Below are 21,107 nucleotides of genomic sequence, written 5' to 3' on the forward strand. Positions count from 1 at the left end.
CTACGAGACAATATGAGGCGATTTCTTGAAATCTGCAGTTTCCAGTTGCCGGTTGATATCGCTAAAATGGTGTACAAATAGCTACCCGCTTTAACTGGGTATCAGAATCTAGAGGAATATTAATGACGTTAACTATCGTCGGTCATCGTGGAGTTGCAGGACTCTATCCAGAAAACACTTTAGTCAGCATACAAGCCGCTATTGAGATGGGATTAAGCTGGATTGAAGTAGATGTTCAGCCGACTAAGGACAATCAGTTAGTGGTATGTCACGACCATACCATTGACCGTTGTAGTAATGGCTTTGGTCGAGTTGACCAATATACCTTAGAAGAACTGCAACAATTCGATTTTGGTGCTTGGTTTTCACCACAATTTAATTACCAGCCGATCCTCACTCTTAAGCAATTGTTGGCGCTGATTGAACCGCTTGAAATTAGTTTAAATATTGAGGTGAAGATTGATACCAACCGTTACGAGGAAACAGTATCTGAACTTAAATCGTTACTTGAACAATATAAACTATCGAAAGAGCGTATTCTTATTTCGAGTTTTGATCATCCTACGTTAAGAGCAGTACACCAAGCACAGATCGGTTATCCGATTGCGGTCTTGAGTGAAAAACTTTCAAGCCAAGATTGGCAACTTTTGCAAGAGATTGATGCTGTTGCGTGCAACTTGAACGTCAATAAGACCAACAAACAGCAAGTGACGCAACTACAACAAGCAGGTTACCAAGTATGGTGTTTTACCGTAAACAACCCTAACCAGCTTAAGCACTTACAAAATCTAGACGCGATTTTTAGCGACTACCCACAAAGGTTCTTTTAGCCTCATCTCATTCTAGTGGTACAAATCTGCCCATAAGCACTGTACAAAGAGTACTGTATACACGCGCTATACAGTACTTTACATCAACCATATACAGTGATTTTTTACCTTCCTTTACTATTCAAATTACCTTTCCCCAATCAACAACTTCTAAAAAATATTATTAATTATCAGTCAATTATAGATAAATCTACATACCTATTGCTTTTGATTCGTTTATTTATCAAACAAATGGCTTGACCTAAATACGCAAAACAACTACTGTATAAGCATACAGCATGTATATAAGGACAGTAACCATGATTCATTCACATACTCAAACTATCTCTAAGTACAATGTTTTGGCTCAACCTACGCAGCCAATGAATATTGACGATAACGTAATGAATCGTCTTGCTGGTCTTTCTATGCAACAGCAATGGATTTTCTTTACTGCCGAGTGTCCTCGTCCTGACTACTCACAGTTTTCAGCCAACAACGTTAGCTGCCAAAAGATCATTCAACTCAAGGCTTCGAATTCTCAATCTGAGCTGGACATTGTCATTAAGGCAATTAAGTCAGGTAATGCTAGTGCTGTCGTTGCATCTACGCACATTGATTGCGTTAATCAGTCACTGCTCCAAGATTTAGCTTTAAGCCATGGCTGCGAAGTATTTTTTGTTGAAGGCAGAAAAAATCAGTTCCACTAATTGCTTGGTCACTGATACGTATAAAGCTCAAGTTCAACAAAATTCAGCACTGTCTTTAGCCCCTAACTTGTCCTAGGGGCTTTCTTTCGCTTCGTTACTCTTCTTCTACCCCACTGTATCTTTCCATTTTCAGCTAATTATTTTCTAATTGCTCTTCTTGATAATCCTTCTGCGCAAAAATTTGCGCAAACGTTTGCTTTTTATCTGGATGCATCAAACTTTTCTGGTATGATGCTTGTCAAAATGCTTCATTTATTTCATGTAAACGATAGGAATGTCTCATGAGTCTCGCTGATCAAGTCCTCGCCGTTAACGACGATCTCCCTATTCGCACCAACAAACCTGTTCACAGCGGCAAAGTGCGCTCTGTATATTGGTTAACCGAAGAAGATAGCCACCGCCTAATCAAAGAGAAAGGCTACGATGTCGCTCCTGACGCACCTCTTGCTATTATGGTGATCAGTGATCGCATCTCAGCATTTGATTGTATTTGGCGCGGTGAAGGCGGTTTAAAAGGCGTACCAGGCAAAGGTGCAGCACTGAATGCGATTTCAAATCACTGGTTTGAGCTTTTTAAGCAAAATGGTCTGGCTGATAGTCATATTCTCGACATCCCTCACCCGTTGGTATGGATCGTACAGAAAGCCAAACCGATTATGATTGAAGCAATCTGTCGCAAGTATATCACTGGCTCTATGTGGCGCGCTTACAGCAAAGGCGAACGCGACTTCTGCGGTATTGAACTGCCGGAAGATCTAGAGAAAGATAAAGTGCTACCTGAACTACTGATGACACCATCAACCAAAGGCATTCTTAAGGGCATTCCAGATGTCCCTGAAGCCGATGATGTCAACATTACTCGTAAGAACATCGAAGATAACTTTGCTGCGTTTAACTTCTCTTCTGCGGCTGATATTGCTGAGTATGAAAAGCTACTTAAGCAAGGTTTTAATGTTATTAGTGAAGCTCTGGATAACGTGGATCAAGTCTTTGTCGATACCAAATTTGAGTTTGGCTATGTCACTGATGCCGCTGGCAATGAAAAGCTGATCTACATGGATGAAGTCGGCACGCCAGATTCATCTCGCATTTGGGATAAAACGGCTTATCAGCAAGGTAAAATTGTTGAAAACTCAAAAGAAGATTTCCGCCAGTTCTTGCTTAATCACTTCCCCGATGCAGATATCCTCTTAAACAAAGAGCGCATGCCGGAGCGTGAAGGTCTGGCTCGTGATAATGAACTTCCACTAGAGGCGCTAATGGGTGTATCAAAAACTTATACTGCTATCGCAGAGAAAGTGACTGGACGTCCAATAGTATTAAGCGCGAACCCTAAGCAGGAAATCATTGATATTCTGGGTTCTCAATACGGTCTTATCGACTAATTCAGCAATCAATGTTCTTAGTTAAAAACGCCCTATCTAGGGCGTTTTTATTTTTCTATAGCAGCGTATCGTGTTTACTATAGTGAAACTTCACCTTTAGAGTTAATATCCAGCCAACGTTTGCTTTTTATTACATATGCTATGGACTTTCTCGCCCTCTCACGTATCAGCCTTAAACATTTAACGGTGTTACATGTCATGCTCAGCACCAATAGCGTAACCCATACCGCCAACACGTTATGTGTAACAGCATCGAGTGTCAGTAAAACCATCAGCCAATTACGAGAACAGCTTAATGATGAACTGTTTTATCGCGACGGTTCTCAACTCGTACCAACGCCATTTGCGCTAAGCATTGCCCCGCAGATCCACAAAATCTTAGCCAGTATGAATGGTATTTTGCACCAAGGAGATTTCAAGCCTGAAGCTTTCACTGGCTCTGTTTCTTTGTCGATGCGCGAGAGTACCTTTGAGCTGTTTGCAGCGAAGATCAACCAGATTTGTCACAGACTACCAAAAGCAAACCAGATTAAAGTCTATGCCAAAGAGCAGTTAAGCTTTGATGCCTTAATTCGCGGTCAGGTCGACTTTATGTTATTGCCGCATGATATCAGTCAACCCCCGACCAAAAGCCATGAGCTAGTTTGGCAACAGATCCTCAGCGATGAGATGGTGTGTTTGATGAGCCCTGAGCACCCGTTAGTTGATCAGCCATTAACCGTTGAAGCTTATCTTGCCTATCAGCATATTGGGATTCACGACAAAGACCTATCCGAGCCGTTTTTTGAGCAAAACCTCAAGCAGCAACATGGCGAACGAAACGTAGCGATTTCAGTATCTGATTTTGGTTCCGCGGCTGTTATGTGCCACCAATCGAATTATCTCCTAACATGCTCGAAAATGTGGGCAAGCAAAGCATTTCAAGCGAAGGGTTTGATGCAAAAGACCTTACCATTTGAATATGGAAAAGTTGCCTACAGCTTAGTGTGGAACCAAGCCAGCCTAAACGACCCCGCCTTGCAATGGCTGCATTCGCAGTTACTAAACAATAACTAACCTTTTCTTATTCTTATCAGGACACACACTATAAATATTAAATCATCGCCAATTCTAGAATCCAGCGAGTACGTTAGCGTTGCGCGCATTTTGCTCGAATTTTCTGATTAGAAAGTGAAGTTTCAACCGCTCACTGGTCGCTAGGGTGAATGGAATTCTAAATAAGAAACATAGCTTACTTACGAACGGCTGTTTTATTCGTAAATTGGAGGTCTAGTAAGTAGGGAAAAGGTACAGTCTGCCTAACAATCCAAACGGCACAAATGCATGCGCTTTTTGTTTAGTGTTCGTTTGGCAAGTTCAACATTGCATACGCAACCTACTGCGGTACTGCGCTTTCGTTCTAGTTGGGTGCAAACTTGTAGCTAGGTCTGTTGATTAATATTAAGCCTTTGCAGTATTGGTGGCATGCAGCCCGACATACGCGCTTTGTTCTCTCTAAACTGGCGAGCAGTCCAATCAACCAATTCAATATAATCCATTAACCGAAATGGAATGCCATCCAAATTTTCATCAGATGAGCGACCAACAAACGGATAAAGACAAGGTGCAGTTTCTTGCTGAATATTTATGGCCTCTAGCCTGGCTTGAATTGAAGTAAATTCCGATGTTTCCGGTTTATCTGCAATATCTGCTCTTAAAGGATTTAAGTCCACATACGCCATTGCAGCGGCCAATGCTTGTTCATCCAATAAAGCTTGACTCTTGAAGCGGCTCTCCCAAAAGTGCCCTTTGCACCCCTCTTCCCTATTAGCTTGGCAGGCGATATCAAAGTTCAATTCTTTCATAAACCAACTTAAGCTCCAAAGACGAGAACGCCAAGAATCGATGATTGACAAGCACGCTTCTTCTTCAGCTCGACTAGTTAATTGATTTTCGAGCCAGCGTGACACTAAGCTTGGTAGTTTGTGGTCTTGTTGCCAACGTTCGACAACTTGAAGATTAGATAAGGAAAGTGCTTTATCTCGATTGATATGTACCACCAGATGGTAGTGATTTCTCATGATGGCGTAGGCACAAATATCAATACAATAGACTTGAGAAAGCGCATAGATTTTCTGCTTAATCCACTCGCGGCGGTGTTCGTAATTTTGCTCTGTAAGCGGATCGATACCACATAGATAACTGCGCCTCACGCATCGAGAAACGCAGTGGTAATAGGGGGTAACATCTACGTCTATCTGTAGGCTTCTTGCGGTCGTCATAGTTAGCCTCATGCAATTCTAGTCTCACCAGAATAGTGAAGCCATTGCCAACCGCAATATCAGTCAAACAAACTTATAACGAACTTATCATCAAACCATACTTTGCTTACTTTGAAGCGTCTGTCCTTATTAAAAGAAGAACTAAGTGTGTGTCCCTATTAAAGTAAGCTAGATGTAGACACTCGGCAACATGATCGGGTTAGACACTTTTTGCTGCAACGTCTGATGAAAATCTTCCATCTGATCTTTGGAGCATTTGTCCCAAGTTAACGCTTCGCCGACCACGCCATGATGCTGGAAAGCATTAAGGCGGATTTTAACTTCACTTGGCAAACTATTGATCAATCTTGAAATAGCATCGACTTCTTGCTCCAAATCACTCTTGCCGGGGATATGCAGCAATCGTAACTCGTGCAGTTTTCCTGCAGCAGCGAGCATCTGAATTGATTGAATCACGCGGTGATTGTCTCTACCTACCAGCCATTTATGGGTTTCATTTTGCCAAGATTTTAGATCAATCATCGCCCCATCAAGATAAGGTAGTACGCGCTGCCAACCTGTCTCAGGTAAGTAACCATTACTGTCAATAAAACAGGATAAATGACCCATTTCTTGATCCGCTTTGATCGCTTTAAAAAGCTCGACAATAAACGGCAATTGCATCGTCGCTTCACCACCCGAGATGGTGATACCGCTTAAAAAGAAATGCTGCTTACGGATTAAGGCGAGCACGTCACTCACTGTGTAGTGCTTTACTTTAGGGCTCGAGCTACTTGGACAGACGTCTAAGCACTGATCGCACTGAGTACAAAGGCTCTCATCCCACACCACTTTGTTTTGCTGGTTAATGCTTAAAGCTTGAGTTGGGCATCCAGCTACGCAGTCCCCACAATGGTCACAATGGTTGATGGTATAAGGGTTGTGGCAGTTAATGCATTTGAAATTACAGCCTTGAAGAAAAATGACCAGGCGATTGCCTGGTCCATCAACACATGAAAAATTCAGAATGCGGTTAACAATCGCCTGTTTTTCAGAAACTAACGTCATTGTTACCACTAATCAGCGCTGTTATTTGTAAGTTGGCTGCATTTCCATGCTCACTACACGTGGTGCACGATTTAGAATACCCGTGTACTCTGCGGCATCCGCGCCTAGGAATGTCGTATTCGTACGAGAACCTTCTTCAGCAAACTTAGCAATGTCAGACAATTTAACCATGTAACCTGTTACACGCACTAGGTCGTTTGATGCAACGTTTGCAGTGAACTCACGGTAACCCATTGCCAATGCTCCTTTACACAAGTTAAACATCGCTTCAGGATTTGATTTTACAGTTTCATCAATGGTTAGAATGTCACTGATACCTGATGTGTAGTACTTATGGTGACCAGCTGTTGCTTGCACATAAGTCACTGGATCAGGTTCAGTGCCGTAAGGAATACGCACACCTGGAGTCGTGCTTTCATCAATATTAATACCACCTTGAGAGTGCAACAATGAACGTCCTTCAAGACCGTATTTCACTGGTGAACTTTCAACGATTTCAGCCAGTTTTGCTGAAATTGTGTGGCCAAGTTCATTCGCTTCAACCGAGTGGCCGTACTGTGCTTGTTTGCCTTCTTTCTCAAGCAGTACATTCACTGCTTCAGCCATACCGAAGATACCGAACATTGGTGCAAAACGTGATTCGTTGATCAAACCCTCTTCCGTTAGGAAGCCTTTAAAGAAGTTAGATTCTTCATGTAGGAAACTACTGCGTGCATCAATCAGTTCAATCATCGTTGCACAGTATTCAGGCAGCACTTTGGTTAGGAAGTCTTGCGCATTTTCTGCTTTGTTTGCAGCTTCTTTTAGGTTCATACGAACAAGTGTGTTCGCGCCACCAGCAAGAGGCAGTGAGTTGTAGCAGCTCACAATACCAAAGTTCTTGTCACCGTAGCTTTGCGCGTGAACTGGGTAGTTTGCAATGTGCGGCTTGCTGCATTCACAAATATTCGTGGTTGCTTGCAGTAGTAGATCATCAGACGTTACCGCTGGATCGTACATAAAGGTCAAGTTTGGCGCAATTTGCTTAAGCTCAGCATCGACTTTCAAAATGGTACGGCAGATGATGTTATCTTGAGGACCAATGTTCACGTGCATAAATGCATCTGGCAATGTGCGATCTAGCATGATCCAGAAACGCTTCATTTTCACGTAAATTTCGTGATCAGACAGGTCGCCTACATACGGCATTAGCACGTCATCAAGTTGACCTAGGTAAACTGGAATATTGGTTACTGATGGTACGTGGTGATAGATGATAGTCAGCAGGTTAAGTGCATCATCAAAATCTTGCGCTGGCTCAAGCTCAAGATACTTAGAACCTTGCTTAAGGAACTTAGCGTAATCAGGCAGCACATAGCGTGGTTTGAACGGAGCATTACCTTCAAACATGTCACACAAAATACCCTCTTCCATTGCCTTTTCTACATCCACTGAAACTGCCATATATGGTTGGCTTGATTCTGCAGTCGATGCTAGGAATTGGTTTTTCTGTTTAGGGTTTAGGTTCACATCCGTAATGATTTCACGAACGCGTTGTTGGAATGAATCTAGAGTATGGGACATGTGAGTATTCCTTATAATTTTTAAGGATTTTATTGCTTAGTGCAAATGTCCACAATTGAAATTAGATGAAATAGACTTTTCCATTTTGGAAAAGTCAAATCACGAAGTTAAAAAAAGAGTCCAGAAGTTTGGACTCTAAATTGATTGCTTAGAGAATTATAGTTTAAAGCGGTTTATCTCGCTTTCTAACTCAAACGACAGCTCAGACAACTGCGATGCTTGGACAGACGCTTCATTGGCTTCGTCAGCCAAGTCTTGCGATACATCACGAATACCTATGGTGTTGCGTGTGATCTCTGAAGTTACCGACGCTTGCTCTTCCGCCGCTGAAGCAATTTGTGTCGCCATATCGCTGATCACTTCCACCGCCGCTTGAATCTGCGTAAGACTTACAGCCGCGGAATCTGAATCCACCACGCTGGTATCGGCTAGCTGGCGGCTATCCCCCATAATGCCAACCGCTTTTGCTGTCGTTGCACGCAGGGTCTCAATCATCTGTTGGATCTCTTGCGTCGATGAATGCGTTCGTTGACTCAGCACGCGTACTTCATCCGCTACTACAGCAAAACCGCGACCTTGCTCACCAGCTCGTGCCGCTTCAATCGCCGCATTCAATGCAAGCAAGTTGGTTTGTTCAGCAATGCCTTGAATGGTCGATAGAATCGTATTGATGCTGTGACCATGCGCTTCAAGCTCTTGAATCACTTGAGTCGCCACTTCCACTTCACGAGCAAGGTTTTGAATCGATGATTGTGTTTGAACCACTTGCTGACCACCATGACCACACACTTCTACCGCTTGTGAAGATTGTTGAGCGGTATTGTCTGCGTTGCCCGCAATCTCTTGCGTCGCTGCGGCCATCTCGTTGATCGCGGTCGCCACCATATTGATTTCATCTTGTTGAGTACGAATGCGTGTACTGCGCTCTTCAGCTTGCTGCGCCGTCGTTTTCGCTTGTTCGCTCAGTGACGCAGATACCATACTCAGATTGGTAACCATCTTATGCATATTGCCGACAAAGGTATTGAAACTCGTCGCTAAGCGGCCTACCTCATCATTACTATGTGGAACAAGACGTTGAGTTAAATCCGCATCACCAGAGGCAATATCTTCCAACGCTTGCGAAACACGCACTAAGTCGCGGAACAAAAAGCTCACTAACCAAGAAACAACCACACCCACCAGCACAGTAATAATTGCAGCGGTAATAAGTAGTTCAGCAAGCAATTTGCTGTGCCCTGCTTCTTCAGTCTCGCGATCCATTTCAATCGCAAATAGCCAATCGGTACCAGGAACAGGTTCAAAGTAGTAAAGCTTTTCAACACCATTACGCTCAGCGATCTTAATATCACCGGTCTTCGCATAGCTTTCGATTGAATTCATATTTAGATCAGAAGCCAAAGAAGAAACGGGTTTCAACAGCAAAGATTTATTTGGATGAGCTAAAAAAGTACCGGTTTGTTTGTCAATCAGCATTGCATAGGCATTTTTACCTGCATCAAGGCTAATCACATCGTTGATCAGTTGATCGATCAGTACATCAGCGCCCACCACACCAACAAGTTGACCATTGTGACGAATTGGCTCAGCGATTGTTACTAGCAGAGAGCCCGTAATTGCATCTTTGTACGCAGGTGTAATCACCTGTTTACCTGCACGCGTAGCATCAGAATACCAAGGTCGAGTACGTGGATCATAGTCGGCACGGTTACGCTCTGGATGAGAACGGTACATATCCCCCGATGGTGTACCTAAGAAAATGTCATCGAAACCGCCGGCTATGCGCGCCTGTTGAAGAAATGGCACTACATCTGACTGGTTTGCGTAACCATTAAAAGCACTGGAGATGCTCTTGCGGATATCGACCCAATCAGAAATCCCGGTAGCGGCAGTGTTAGCCATGCTTTCCGCTCGCGAATACATACCATTACGTGTTTGTTGGTATAGCTGGTCAGCAGATAACCAAGTGAGGGCACTTGCCATTAGCAATACCGCTAATAAGCTAGCACCGATGAGTTTTTGTTTTAGTGATAGATTCATCGAAGTTTTTGTAGCAAGACAGAATAGTAAGTGTGCGAATACTAGCTACAAAAAATACAGCATGCACGAAAATTCCTACAACTTTAGATAGTTAGATTAATTTACGAACAAAACCACAATAACGAATATGAATAAGATTTAATAAAATAAGACAAGATTATCACTAAATGAGATTAGCGTTTTATGGTGACTTGGGTATGACAATGGCAATCAGAACCACTAAATAGTGACTGACTGCCATCTGCGTAAGTTGTCCATCTGGCATAACAAAGCCATGACACCCTCTTTTCGAGGCAGTTATGCTTTCGTTGCCGTAGACAACACCGTACCAGCACCAATAAAGACGCCGCCAGTGACTCGATTGAAGATTTTCGCTCTACCTTTAGCAAACAACCAGTTGGATGACTTTGCGCCTAGAAAGGCATAGATAGCTAACCAAGAAAATTCCATGACGACAAAAGTCGCCGTAAAAATTAGATACTGGCTGACAAGAGATAGTTCCGGGTTAATGAACTGTGGGAACAAAGCGGTAAAAAACAGAATCGCTTTAGGGTTACTACTACCAACAATAAAACCGGATACATAATGTTTAAGTGGCGAAACGGTTTCACGCGCTTGACCTTGTTCGAGCTGATATTCTTCTTCTTTTGACATTAAGGCACGAATACCTAAGTAGATGAGGTACGCTGCACCAACGTATTTGATGACATTAAAAACCAATTCTGATGAAGCGATAATCAAACCAAGACCGGTAAATGACAGGGTCAGAATAATCGTTATCGCGCTCAAGCTACCCAATGCCGTAAACACACCAACCTTAAACCCTTGTGTGACTCCTTTGGTCATACACAATAGTGAGCTCGGACCTGGGGATGCGGTCAGGATTAAAATGGCGAGAAAATAAAGCGCCCACGTTTCTAAACTCATACTAATTAGCTCCTTGCTAGTTGTTCAGTTCCTTACCCTGAGAGAACGTAATAATCATTAACTTCCTTGTAACACACTCAAATAACCAGAAATCATCCTATTTGTCTAGTTTCTAACCTGCTTTAATCAGCACAAACAAAAAAACCGAGCACAATGCTCGGTTTTTCAAAATATCTGGTTTGTTCTTACTGACAGCTGTCTAAAAGCTGGCGTTTACGTGGTTCTTGGATCAATTTCCAGTGGATACCTTCAATGGCTCCTGCAAATTTCCAAAGTAGTTTCACATCGACATCACTGCCGTATGTCTGCTTAACGCGTGAAAATACTTGCGCCGCGCCTAACTCGACAAATTCATCGACATCATCAATGCCAGATTTTTTAACCATACGCTCTAATGTAAGCTGCATGTTCGGTAAATCACGTAAACGTCGATTAGCAGAAGAACGCTTAAACTTACGTTGAGATACTGAATAGTCGATTGACTGTTTAACTAACTCATCTAGTTTATCATCACGCGAATTATAGATATCGCTAATATCGTAGTAGTTAACAGTCGCTGTTGTTTGTTTCTTTACATGCTTGTACTTCTCACACCCTAAAGCACAGAGCTCATCATCCAAGTTATCTCCACCGCGAATGAATACTTTCTCGTTACTCAACAAAGCGAACATAGCGTCATCTTTGAATAAACCGGTTCCCCCAAACATCGAACGCTTTTGGAAGTCACCATATTTACTTACGTACTGAATAAACGATTGTTCTGTCATATCCTTAGATCCTTCTAATCTTCCCCGATTATTGGCGATCACCAGATAGCAGCATAAAAAAATAAAATTTTGGTTCTGCCTTTAGTTATATTCTGAAAATTGGCAGTAATTTAGGGCTTGTTAACCCGATGCAGAGATCATAGTTAACGTAACAAATTAAGTCAGGTCAAACTTCACATCAATGAGGTCAAAAAGCGCCTTTTATTGGATCAGTATCACATAAATTGAAATCATATACTATCGATGTGTCAAAAGTTTTACTTTTTCGAAGGGCGTAAAATTATTGACTGAAATATCACTCAATAGTATTCAAGCATTGCTTGATAGCTCGTAGAAACGTTAAACTTGCCATTCAAAACACATAATAACAATACTATGACTCACTTATCTTTTTATTGGCTACCGGAAAATAGAGCATTAATAGAAAAAGGCATTCAAAGCGAATTTGCTGCCTTTCTCGAAAGCTCAATTGAATCAGGAAAAATTGCACTCCCGCCGATTCCTGAAGTCGTAACAAAAATCCAACACATGTGTACGCTCGACAACACAACGGTAATGGATGTTGCTGATTGCTTAGTTGAAGACCCAGGCTTAACCGCTGCTGTCATTCGTATTGCCAACTCAGTCATTTTTAACCGTCGTAATATTCAATGTACCGAGGTCGTTACTGCAGTTTCCCGACTCGGCATTGTACGCGTACGTGACATTGTCACCGCTCAAGCAATTGAACAGTTGAAGAATTCAGTCAACCTTTCTAAACAATGCAACCAAGTATTACGTCAAAGTGCATACACATCGAAAGAACTAGCCGCCACCATGGTGATGGTGACAAAAGAATTTCGACAGACCCAATCACCCGATTATGCCCACCTCATTGCCGACAAGGCACTATTAACCGGTTTACTGGCCGACATTGGCTTATTCTGTCTGGTGCACGAATATTATCTTTACCTAGAGAAAGGAAACTATCTCGATAGTGAACTGGCACTTCGAATTTTCAATGCCCTTTGCCCAGTCGCGAGTAAGATGGTTTTGGAAAAGTGGGGATTTGACCCAGACTTTATCGACGTCGCAATGAATCAAGATAACCAGCATCTAGATTTCGAGGTCACCTATTTAGATGTTGCACGTATCGCTAACCACATCCTGATGTTCCGCCGTAAAGATGAAAACATCGATGAACATGAAGTCGAAGTTGATATTACAGGTGCAGATATTCTGTACAACCTCACCAATTTAAGCGATAGTGAGTTCCATACAAAAGTACAAGAACTAATCAGAGCTTGCGGTCTATAACCCTCTAGGAAGTCGTATGTTTTCAGGGATGTTATTCATTTTTGCCCCACTGGTGGTGGGGTACCTAATTGCTGTCTCCAATCAAAAGTTACTCGAACAAATTAACGCGACTACCGCGCGTTTAGTCTTCGTGATCTTAGCGTTAATGGGATTAAGCCTCGCCTCACTTGATAACTTGAGTGAAAACCTTCAGACCATTTTGAGCTATACGGCAACATTTTTTGTCTCCCTTGGCGTATGTAATTTAGCAGTACTGCCGTTAGTGGATCGCTTCTTGCCACTCGAAACAGACGCAAAACACACCAACCTCCCGCTGTCATCGATGGCGATGGAATCGCTCAAGTTGATTCTCGTCGTCGGTGGTGGCTTAGTGATAGGCCTAATGTTGCCATTTGACTTATCTTGGGTGGATACAGCCAGTGAATGGATTCTCTTTATTCTACTGTTTTTCATTGGTATTCAATTACGCAACAGTGGTTTAACGCTCAAGCAAATCCTAATCAACAAGCAAGGCATGTGTATTGCGACGCTAATTATTGCCAGCTCAATGTTAGGCGGGGCGATTGCGGCAATGATCCTCGATATCAACATTTATCGTGGTTTTGCCATGGCATCAGGCTTTGGCTGGTACTCACTCGCAGGCATACTGATGGGAGACGCATTTGGTCCAGTATATGGCGGCGCTTCTTTTATGTTGGAACTGTTACGTGAGCTCGTCGCGCTGGTGCTGATTCCTTTGGTGATAAGGACTCGTCCTTGTACCGCCATTGGTTATGCTGGCGCAACCGCAATGGACTTTACACTGCCCGTTATCCAAACAACTGGCGGTGTGCGTTGTGTACCTGTTGCTATCGTAAGTGGATTTATCTTGAGTCTTCTTGTACCCGTGCTGATGCTGTTCTTTGTCTCACTTGCGGGCTAGATCTCGGGAAATAATTTAAAATTCTCTTAAACTACGCCGACAATAAATAACAATTAGGAAGTTACCATGAAACGTACGTTGATTGCGCTGCTATTGAGCGCGACTTCTACGGCGGCGTTTGCCGCGGACAATTCATGCCTATCTGAAAAGTATGATGCCTATATTGAAGCATCGATTCACTGGTATGAAGATTTAGCTCAACTGACTGCTCAGCAATATCCAGAATTAGAAGAAGTGACCAATTGGTATCTCGATGGTCGCAAAAATCACTTCATGTTTAATGCTGAAGCGGTGAAGTACTACCTCGACAATGACCCAGCTAAAGTGGCTACCGAGAAAAACGTTGAAGCGTGGCTACAACTCGATCAAAAAGAGATTAAAACACTAGCTTCACGCAGCGACACTCTAGGTTATATGGCGGCGAAAACCTTTGCTGACCGTCAATCTAAACCGCACCCAGACAATTATGAACTGCGCTCAGCCTTTGCTGACCTGCTCAGTCACCCGACTAAAATTGATAGTGCACTGCAACGCTATAACTCCTCGATAGCTAAAGTCGAATCAATCACTTGCCCTTAGTCCGTGTATGGTTAATTGTCATGAATATGTTCAATTAACCATCACTCGTGCGACATTTTAACCAACAGCCGAACTTACAATCTAAGTTTCTTTAATTAACACGGGACATTGTTTTGTTTTTCGTTTAGATTGTTCGGCTGCAACAAACTATGATAAGAGCAATGTTATTGCATGGTATCGGAACAAAAAACGGCCGACGCTAGTTTCGAAAGCTTACTTCGAATCTTTACCGTCCCTGAAGGCCCAGACTCAACACTTACTCAAATCGAAGCTGAATTATCACGCAACTTAAATAAGTTTTTGCGTGAGCATATCGTCGCGGAAGAAAAACCTCTCAAAGAGATCGAGAAAGATTTCTCGTCTCCAGCTATCCCTGAACAGCCAGAGTTTGTCTCCGACCACACGCAACATTTGCTTGATACCTTGGTTTCGCATTCGGTGCACACTTCGGCACCAAGTTTCATCGGGCACATGACTTCTGCCCTACCATACTTCTTGATGCCGCTATCGAAGATCATGATCGCGCTCAACCAGAACTTGGTAAAAATCGAAACTTCAAAAGCATTTACGCCTCTTGAACGTCAAGTATTAGGCATGCTACACCGCCTTATTTACGCGCAAGATGACAGTTTCTACAGCCAGTGGATGCACAGTGCAAATCACTCGCTCGGTGCATTCTGCTCTGGCGGCACCATCGCCAACATTACTGCGCTTTGGGTAGCTCGTAACAATGCATTGCGCCCACAAAACGGTTTCCGAGGCGTGGAGAAAGAAGGCCTCTTCAAAGCGATGAAACATTATGGCTATGAAGGTATGGCAATTCTTGTTTCTGAACGTGGTCACTATTCGCTGAAAAAAGCCGCCGACGTTTTAGGCTTAGGCCAAGATGGTTTGGTTGCGGTTAAAACAGACAGCAACAACCGTATCTGCCCTGAGAGCTTGAAACTCAAAATTCAAGAGTTAAAGGCCAAAAGTATCAAGCCGTTTGCCGTAGTTGGTGTAGCGGGTACGACTGAAACGGGCAACATTGACCCACTCACCGAAATCGCTGCAATCTGCGCACAAGAGCAATGTCACTTTCACGTGGATGCGGCTTGGGGCGGCGCAACGCTGATGTCGAATAACCATCGTCATCTGCTAAAAGGCGTCGAGCTTGCAGATTCTGTCACGATTGATGCGCACAAACAGCTTTATATCCCTATGGGTGCAGGCATGGTGCTATTCAAAGATCCAAGCGCGATGAAATCTATCGAGCATCATGCTCAATACATTCTACGTAAAGGTTCAAAAGATCTAGGTAGCCACACGCTAGAAGGTTCTCGTTCTGGTATGGCAATGCTGGTTTATGCCGCTATGCATATTATTAGTCGCCCAGGCTATGAATTGCTCATCGATCAAAGCATCAGCAAAGCCGCTTACTTTGCTAGCCTGATCAAACAACAGAGCGACTTTGAGCTAGTTTCAGAACCCGAACTTTGCCTACTTACATACCGCTACGTACCAGAAAACGTACGTAAAACATTGTCGGTTGCATCGAATGAGCAACTCGCAGAATTAAATAACCTGCTTAACGAGCTGACAAAATTTGTCCAGAAACGTCAGCGCGAACATGGCCGCTCGTTTGTTTCACGTACTCGCCTTAATCCTGAGCAAGTCAATGGTCTCAACACTATCGTTTTCCGTGTGGTTTTAGCCAACCCTCTGACCACTTATGAGATATTAGAAAGCGTTCTGAAAGAGCAACGTGAAATAGCACAAACTGGCGCTCCAACGCTGCTAGCAAAGATTAATCAAGTTGTAGACGAGATATTAGCAAACTGAAATTTTCTTTCTGTTTTAGTGTAATTTGTTATCAATAGTGGCTAGATAACCGACATGTGGCGCGAACATGAACAAAATTTTTGTAGTTTTCACAAAATTTTGTTTGAGGCTTGTCATATTCTAGCCAATTGGTCTGTATAAAAATTACTGTAAAACTTGATGTTCGGTTTATACTGGTTCAACGGCGCTGTCAGGCATTTATTATCTCTTATCAGCTACGCTGATTTGCTTTAATAAATACTAAAAGCTTGTTGAGCGAGTTGTTCTCTATACCCTTGTGAACACTATGAATACATTAGAAAAAATACAGAAAAATCTAGAGAATTTCAGTAAGTCTGAACGCAAGGTCGCGGAAGTGATTATGGCGTCGCCTCAGACTGCTATTCACTCTAGCATTGCAACATTAGCTAAAATGGCTGATGTCAGTGAGCCTACCGTTAACCGTTTTTGTCGCCGCTTAGACACTAAAGGCTTTCCTGATTTTAAATTACACTTGGCACAAAGCCTCGCAAACGGCACACCTTATGTGAACCGCAATGTCGAAGAGGACGATGGTCCTGATGCTTACAGCCACAAAATTTTCGAATCAACCATGGCATGCTTGGACGTAGCGAAAAACAGCTTAGATCCAATGCAAGTAAACCGTGCGGTTGATTTGCTAACTCAAGCCAAACGTATCTCATTTTTTGGTTTGGGTGCATCGTCTGCGGTCGCAAAAGATGCACAAAACAAGTTTATTCGATTCAACATTCCAATTACTTGTTTTGAAGATATCGTGATGCAACGTATGAGCTGTATCAACTGTACCGACAACGATGTTATTGTCCTGATTTCTCATACTGGTCGTACTAAGAGCCAAGTTGAAATCGCGAACCTAGCGCGTGAGAACGGTGCAACAGTTATCGCAATTACAGCCAAGGACTCGCCACTAGATAAAGCAAGTTCGTTAACGATCTCATTGGATGTACCAGAAGATACTGACGTTTATATGCCAATGGCAAGCCGTGTGGTTCAAATGACAGTAATCGATGTACTAGCGACTGGCTTTACACTGCGTCGCGGTACAGGTTTCCGTGAAAACCTTCGCCGTGTTAAAGATGCATTGAAAGACTCGCGCTACGATAAGCTTTCACACTTCTAAACTCGATTTAGAACTGCACAATATAAAAAAGAGGCCTTGAGCCTCTTTTTTTGTCAATCGTACATAAGTATCCTTACAACTGCTGGGATAGCGATGCCCCACCTTGTCCGGATTCCTCAACAACCTCAACTTCTGTCTGACTATCAAAGATCAGTTCTTTTTCACAGCTGCCGTCACATTGACATACTTGTTGTAAGATATGCATTAAACGATCTTTCGTTAATGGTAGAGGGTTGCCTCTAATCGCCACAGACTTAAGCGCATCATCCGCAACTTGTTCAAACGGTGTATGACAAACACCAAATTCACTCAAATTTGGCAGTTGAAGCTTTTCAAGCATCATATTGACCCACAGCACCGCGTCATCACGACAGGCATTGGTTCGCCCAGTTAAGATGTGCGCCATTTTGCGATAACGCGCTAACACGTCCCCCCTCCCCGCTTGCTCGGCTGCGCGTATATTCTCCTGCATAACAAACGGTGCCAAGCGTGCGGTAATCACGCTATGAGGTGCCGCAAGTTTGCCGCCTAGTGCGGATGCCAAACCATGCGCCGCCCCCAACTTGGCATTGGTAATCGCCATACCACCAAGCATTGCCGCAAAGGAAAGATCGCCACGGGCTACAAAGTTGTCTTCCAAGCAGCCTGCTAAAACCGAATCACTCAGCCTTCTCAACCCCTCTTCACAAATCATATCGGTGATGGGGTTTGGCTCACCACAAACGTAGGCTTCCATTAAATGGGTAAACGCATCCATCGCGCCCCGCCCAGAAGTATAAGCGTCAGTACCATAAGTGAGTGTAGGATCGACAATCGCCACATCGGCCAACATCTCCGGACTACGCAAACTGACTTTTACTTGATCTTGTCCTGAACGTAGAACGGCATTTCTGGTCACTTCCGACCCCGTGCTCGCGGTAGTAGGAATAGCAATGAACGGAATCGGCTTAGTTTTAAGAGGAACATTGCGCCCAACCACTTCAACGTAGTCATAGACGTCACCTTGGTTGGGAATAATGGCAGCAAGCGCTTTACCCATATCAATCACACTACCTCCACCGATAGCTATGACCATATCCGGCTGAAACTTGCGCCCACTTAATGCGGTTTCTTCCACCATCGTGATATTAGGCTCACCCGATATAGCGACATGTTGATAACGCATACCTTGCATTTTTATGTATTGAATAATTGGCGATGCGCGTTGTGTGTTCTTCCCTGACACCAACAAAACACTATAGCCAAACTGATTAATAACGGAGAGAGAGGATTGCAGCGCACCTTCACCAAAAATTATGCGCGTGGAGGTCATAAACTGGAACATGCCAAATAGACTCCTTAGGCTAAAAATTAGACTAAATCTAGATTGCCCTGTGACGTAAAAAATTAATTTGAACTAACCCACTTTGTTGCAATTAACCATGTAAAAAATACGGTTTTCGCGATTCTGGTCGCTAGTTTTGTTTAAAATTATAGCGATAGCTTTTTCCTATTGAATCAAGAGGTAATTGCCACTTTATTTTCCTTAAGCTTTGCGGCATAGTGACAACATCAAAATAAAGGAGAAAGATTCTATGTTCGTAGTTATTTTCGGTCGCCCAGCATGTCCATTCTGTGTTCGCGCTAAAGAGCACGCTGAAACTCTTAAAGCAAAACGTGACGACTTCAACTACCGCTATGTTGACATTCAAGCTGAGGGCATCTCAAAAGCTGACCTAGAGAAAACAGTAGGTAAACCAGTTGAGACTGTTCCACAAATCTTCATCGATCAAACTCACATCGGTGGCTGTGACGACTTCGAAGCATACGCGAAAGAGAACCTAGGTCTATTTGACTAATCGTCTCAATTCGAATTGTTAAGAAAACCGCTGCTTGTCAGCGGTTTTTTTCATATCTGCCAATCAATTAAGCACCACTAATAGATTCTTTTTGTGCTGATAAAAATAATAGTACTTTCTGCTTAAGTTTTTTTATTAATCAGTTACAATTTGCAAAACTTATCCCAATGCTCAAACTTCTGGGTATTGGCTGGCATTGATACAAGAACTGCCCTGTGAATATTGACGTCGTACTCTTGCTCAAACAAAACCCAATCCTGCTCATCTTCGTGGTGTTAGCGATAGGCCTCGCTATCGGTAAAATTCGCTTTGGTAACCTTCAACTAGGAAACTCTATTGGCGTACTCATCACCTCACTCATCATGGGGCATCTTGGCTTCTTCTTTAGCCCAGATGCATTAACCATCGGCTTTATGCTATTTATCTATTGTGTTGGCATCGAAGCCGGTCCTAACTTCTTTGGCATCTTCTTTAGAGATGGTAAGCACTACTTTATCTTAGCCTCTATCGTACTAGGTACTGCGCTACTGATAACCCACTTTAGTAGTGAAATGTTTGGCCTCGATTTTGGTCTTGCTGCGGGTATGATGGCCGGAGCACTCACCTCCACTCCTGTGCTGGTAGGTGCGCAAGACGCACTAAACTCTGGGCTAGCAGAAGTCCCACGCAATATGGACTTCGGGCTCGTGCTGGAAAACCTCTCTGTGGGTTACGCCATGGCGTATCTAATTGGTTTAATCAGTATGATCATGTTTGCCAAGTTGCTACCAAATCTGCAAAAAGAGAATTTGTCAGATTCTGCACAGCAAATCGCACAAGAGCGTGGTTTAGGCGGATCGAGCCAACGTAAAGTTTATTTGCCGATTATCCGTGCCTACCGTGTAGGCCCTGAACTGATTGATTGGACTGATGGTAAAAACCTGCGTGAACTGGGCATCTACCGTCAAACCGGTTGTTATATCGAGCGAATTCGTCGCGGTGGTATTTTAGCGCACCCTGACGGTGATGCTATCTTGCAAGAAGGCGACGAAATTGCACTAGTCGGCTTCCCTGACAGCCATGCTCGTTTGGATCCAAGCTTCCGTAACGGTAAAGAAGTATTCGACCGCAACCTACTTGATTTGCGCATCGTCGAAGAAGAGATTGTGGTAAAAAGCGATTCGATTGCAGGCAAACGCCTATCAGACCTCAACCTGTCTGAATATGGTTGTTTCCTCAACCGCGTAGTGCGCGCGCAAATCGAAATGCCGATGGATTTAGATATCGTGTTAGCTAAAGGTGATGTGCTGCAGGTAAGTGGCGAGAAAAGCCGTGTACATGGCCTTGCGGAGAAAATCGGTTTTATCTCTGTACACAGCCAAATGGCAGACTTACTGGCATTCTGTAGCTTCTTTATTCTCGGTATTATGTTTGGTTTGATTACTATGACCTTTGGACAAGTATCGTTTGGTCTTGGTAACGCAGTTGGTCTGTTGCTCTCAGGTATTACCTTGGGCTTTTTGCGCGCGAATCACCCTACCTTTGGTTACGTACCACAAGGTGCGCTCAATATGGTCAAAGACCTAGGTTTGATGATCTTTATGGTCGGCATCGGTTTAAGCGCCGGCGGTAAGATGTTCGAACACCTTTCTCAAGTCGGCCCACAAGTGATCGGTTTAGCGTTTATTGTCAGCGTCGTGCCCGTGGCGCTCGCTTACCTATTTGGCGCATACGTTTTGAAAATGAACCGAGCACTTCTATTTGGTGCGATCATCGGTGCTCGTACTTGTGGCCCAGCAATGGATATCGTTAACGACTACGCTAAATCGACCATTCCAGCCCTTGGTTACGCTGGTACTTATGCGATTGCCAATATCTTGATGACGCTAGGCGGTACCATATTGATTATTCTGAGCTAAAGCCTAAAAGCAGTATCAGCAAAATAGAAAATCCCCACGCCTTATAAAGCGTGGGGATTTTTGCATTAAAACCGCAGTTCTTCAAATCACCGCCTTGTTTGCA

17 protein-coding genes and 1 pseudogene are annotated in these 21,107 nt (G+C 43.4%); 11 read left to right on the forward strand and 7 right to left on the reverse strand.

Annotation, left to right across the window (positions count from 1 at the left end):
• The first annotated feature begins 122 nt into the window (after positions 1-122).
• The 4 genes from IRQ95_RS00925 to IRQ95_RS00940 all read left to right on the forward strand — a co-directional run bounded on the left by IRQ95_RS00925 (position 123) and on the right by IRQ95_RS00940 (position 3,960).
• Entirely contained in the window at positions 123-830 is a 708-nt protein-coding gene (locus IRQ95_RS00925) for a glycerophosphodiester phosphodiesterase family protein (RefSeq protein WP_194435140.1), read from the forward strand.
• Positions 831-1,129: 299 nt separating this feature from the next.
• A complete protein-coding gene (locus tag IRQ95_RS00930; RefSeq protein WP_194435141.1) occupies positions 1,130-1,519 on the forward strand; it encodes a SulA-like leucine-rich domain-containing protein in 390 nt (129 codons plus the stop codon).
• A 281-nt stretch (positions 1,520-1,800) separates the two neighbouring features.
• The gene (locus IRQ95_RS00935; RefSeq protein ID WP_194435142.1) at positions 1,801-2,904 is read left to right on the forward strand and encodes a phosphoribosylaminoimidazolesuccinocarboxamide synthase; all 1,104 of its coding nucleotides are present in this window, start codon (positions 1,801-1,803) and stop codon (positions 2,902-2,904) included.
• Between the two features lie 141 nt (positions 2,905-3,045).
• Positions 3,046-3,960, forward strand: coding sequence for a LysR substrate-binding domain-containing protein (locus tag IRQ95_RS00940; protein WP_194435143.1), 915 nt, complete (start codon positions 3,046-3,048; stop codon positions 3,958-3,960).
• 242 nt (positions 3,961-4,202) lie between these two features.
• Here IRQ95_RS00940 and IRQ95_RS00945 read toward each other — a convergent pair.
• The 6 genes and pseudogenes from IRQ95_RS00945 to IRQ95_RS00970 form a co-directional block, all read right to left on the reverse strand.
• A pseudogene (locus IRQ95_RS00945) lies at positions 4,203-5,165 on the reverse strand (transposase).
• Positions 5,166-5,333: 168 nt separating this feature from the next.
• Positions 5,334-6,212, reverse strand: a complete 879-nt coding sequence (locus IRQ95_RS00950; RefSeq protein WP_194435144.1) for a YjjW family glycine radical enzyme activase — start codon at positions 6,210-6,212, stop codon at positions 5,334-5,336.
• A 21-nt stretch (positions 6,213-6,233) separates the two neighbouring features.
• The gene (locus IRQ95_RS00955) at positions 6,234-7,775 is read right to left on the reverse strand and encodes a YjjI family glycine radical enzyme (RefSeq protein ID WP_194435145.1); all 1,542 of its coding nucleotides are present in this window, start codon (positions 7,773-7,775) and stop codon (positions 6,234-6,236) included.
• Between the two features lie 156 nt (positions 7,776-7,931).
• Entirely contained in the window at positions 7,932-9,815 is a 1,884-nt protein-coding gene (locus IRQ95_RS00960) for a methyl-accepting chemotaxis protein (protein ID WP_194435146.1), read from the reverse strand.
• 297 nt (positions 9,816-10,112) lie between these two features.
• Complete coding sequence (locus tag IRQ95_RS00965; RefSeq protein ID WP_194435147.1) at positions 10,113-10,742, reverse strand: LysE family translocator; 630 nt, start codon at positions 10,740-10,742, stop codon at positions 10,113-10,115.
• 185 nt (positions 10,743-10,927) lie between these two features.
• Entirely contained in the window at positions 10,928-11,509 is a 582-nt protein-coding gene (locus IRQ95_RS00970; RefSeq protein ID WP_194435148.1) for a TfoX/Sxy family DNA transformation protein, read from the reverse strand.
• 375 nt (positions 11,510-11,884) lie between these two features.
• On the opposite strand from IRQ95_RS00970, the gene IRQ95_RS00975 reads away from it, so the two are divergent.
• From IRQ95_RS00975 to IRQ95_RS00995, 5 genes are all read left to right on the forward strand, one after another.
• A complete protein-coding gene (locus IRQ95_RS00975) occupies positions 11,885-12,805 on the forward strand; it encodes an HDOD domain-containing protein (protein ID WP_194435149.1) in 921 nt (306 codons plus the stop codon).
• Positions 12,806-12,821: 16 nt separating this feature from the next.
• Positions 12,822-13,727 (forward strand): LysO family transporter, encoded by a 906-nt coding sequence (locus tag IRQ95_RS00980; protein ID WP_194435150.1) that lies wholly within the window; start codon positions 12,822-12,824, stop codon positions 13,725-13,727.
• Positions 13,728-13,793: 66 nt separating this feature from the next.
• A complete protein-coding gene (locus tag IRQ95_RS00985) occupies positions 13,794-14,306 on the forward strand; it encodes a hypothetical protein (protein WP_194435151.1) in 513 nt (170 codons plus the stop codon).
• Positions 14,307-14,477: 171 nt separating this feature from the next.
• On the forward strand, positions 14,478-16,127 hold the full coding sequence (gene panP, locus IRQ95_RS00990; protein WP_194435152.1) for a pyridoxal-dependent aspartate 1-decarboxylase PanP: 1,650 nt from the start codon (positions 14,478-14,480) through the stop codon (positions 16,125-16,127).
• Positions 16,128-16,413: 286 nt separating this feature from the next.
• Positions 16,414-17,268, forward strand: coding sequence for a MurR/RpiR family transcriptional regulator (locus IRQ95_RS00995; RefSeq protein WP_075648870.1), 855 nt, complete (start codon positions 16,414-16,416; stop codon positions 17,266-17,268).
• Positions 17,269-17,341: 73 nt separating this feature from the next.
• Here the strand turns inward: IRQ95_RS00995 and IRQ95_RS01000 are convergent, their stop codons facing one another.
• Complete coding sequence (locus tag IRQ95_RS01000; protein WP_194435153.1) at positions 17,342-18,592, reverse strand: iron-containing alcohol dehydrogenase; 1,251 nt, start codon at positions 18,590-18,592, stop codon at positions 17,342-17,344.
• A 250-nt stretch (positions 18,593-18,842) separates the two neighbouring features.
• Between IRQ95_RS01000 and IRQ95_RS01005 the strand changes: the two genes are divergently transcribed.
• Together IRQ95_RS01005 and IRQ95_RS01010 are read left to right on the forward strand one after the other, a co-directional pair.
• Positions 18,843-19,106 carry a GrxA family glutaredoxin gene (locus IRQ95_RS01005; protein ID WP_194435154.1) on the forward strand — a complete coding sequence of 88 codons (264 nt, stop codon included), beginning with the start codon at positions 18,843-18,845 and terminating at the stop codon, positions 19,104-19,106.
• 215 nt (positions 19,107-19,321) lie between these two features.
• A complete protein-coding gene (locus IRQ95_RS01010; protein WP_194435155.1) occupies positions 19,322-21,004 on the forward strand; it encodes an aspartate:alanine antiporter in 1,683 nt (560 codons plus the stop codon).
• Positions 21,005-21,107 lie beyond the last annotated feature (103 nt).

Origin of the sequence: Vibrio fluminensis (assembly GCF_015278125.1) — a bacterium.
Lineage (GTDB): Bacteria > Pseudomonadota > Gammaproteobacteria > Enterobacterales > Vibrionaceae > Vibrio > Vibrio fluminensis.

Coding starts and splice junctions, on each gene's coding strand:
- IRQ95_RS00925 (WP_194435140.1), top strand. CDS start 123: ATGACGTTAACTATCGTCGGTCATCGTGGAGTTGCAGGACTCTATCCA.
- IRQ95_RS00930 (WP_194435141.1), top strand. CDS start 1,130: ATGATTCATTCACATACTCAAACTATCTCTAAGTACAATGTTTTGGCT.
- IRQ95_RS00935 (WP_194435142.1), top strand. CDS start 1,801: ATGAGTCTCGCTGATCAAGTCCTCGCCGTTAACGACGATCTCCCTATT.
- IRQ95_RS00940 (WP_194435143.1), top strand. CDS start 3,046: ATGGACTTTCTCGCCCTCTCACGTATCAGCCTTAAACATTTAACGGTG.
- IRQ95_RS00950 (WP_194435144.1), bottom strand. CDS start 6,212: ATGACGTTAGTTTCTGAAAAACAGGCGATTGTTAACCGCATTCTGAAT.
- IRQ95_RS00955 (WP_194435145.1), bottom strand. CDS start 7,775: ATGTCCCATACTCTAGATTCATTCCAACAACGCGTTCGTGAAATCATT.
- IRQ95_RS00960 (WP_194435146.1), bottom strand. CDS start 9,815: ATGAATCTATCACTAAAACAAAAACTCATCGGTGCTAGCTTATTAGCG.
- IRQ95_RS00965 (WP_194435147.1), bottom strand. CDS start 10,742: ATGAGTTTAGAAACGTGGGCGCTTTATTTTCTCGCCATTTTAATCCTG.
- IRQ95_RS00970 (WP_194435148.1), bottom strand. CDS start 11,509: ATGACAGAACAATCGTTTATTCAGTACGTAAGTAAATATGGTGACTTC.
- IRQ95_RS00975 (WP_194435149.1), top strand. CDS start 11,885: ATGACTCACTTATCTTTTTATTGGCTACCGGAAAATAGAGCATTAATA.
- IRQ95_RS00980 (WP_194435150.1), top strand. CDS start 12,822: ATGTTTTCAGGGATGTTATTCATTTTTGCCCCACTGGTGGTGGGGTAC.
- IRQ95_RS00985 (WP_194435151.1), top strand. CDS start 13,794: ATGAAACGTACGTTGATTGCGCTGCTATTGAGCGCGACTTCTACGGCG.
- panP (WP_194435152.1), top strand. CDS start 14,478: ATGGTATCGGAACAAAAAACGGCCGACGCTAGTTTCGAAAGCTTACTT.
- IRQ95_RS00995 (WP_075648870.1), top strand. CDS start 16,414: ATGAATACATTAGAAAAAATACAGAAAAATCTAGAGAATTTCAGTAAG.
- IRQ95_RS01000 (WP_194435153.1), bottom strand. CDS start 18,592: ATGTTCCAGTTTATGACCTCCACGCGCATAATTTTTGGTGAAGGTGCG.
- IRQ95_RS01005 (WP_194435154.1), top strand. CDS start 18,843: ATGTTCGTAGTTATTTTCGGTCGCCCAGCATGTCCATTCTGTGTTCGC.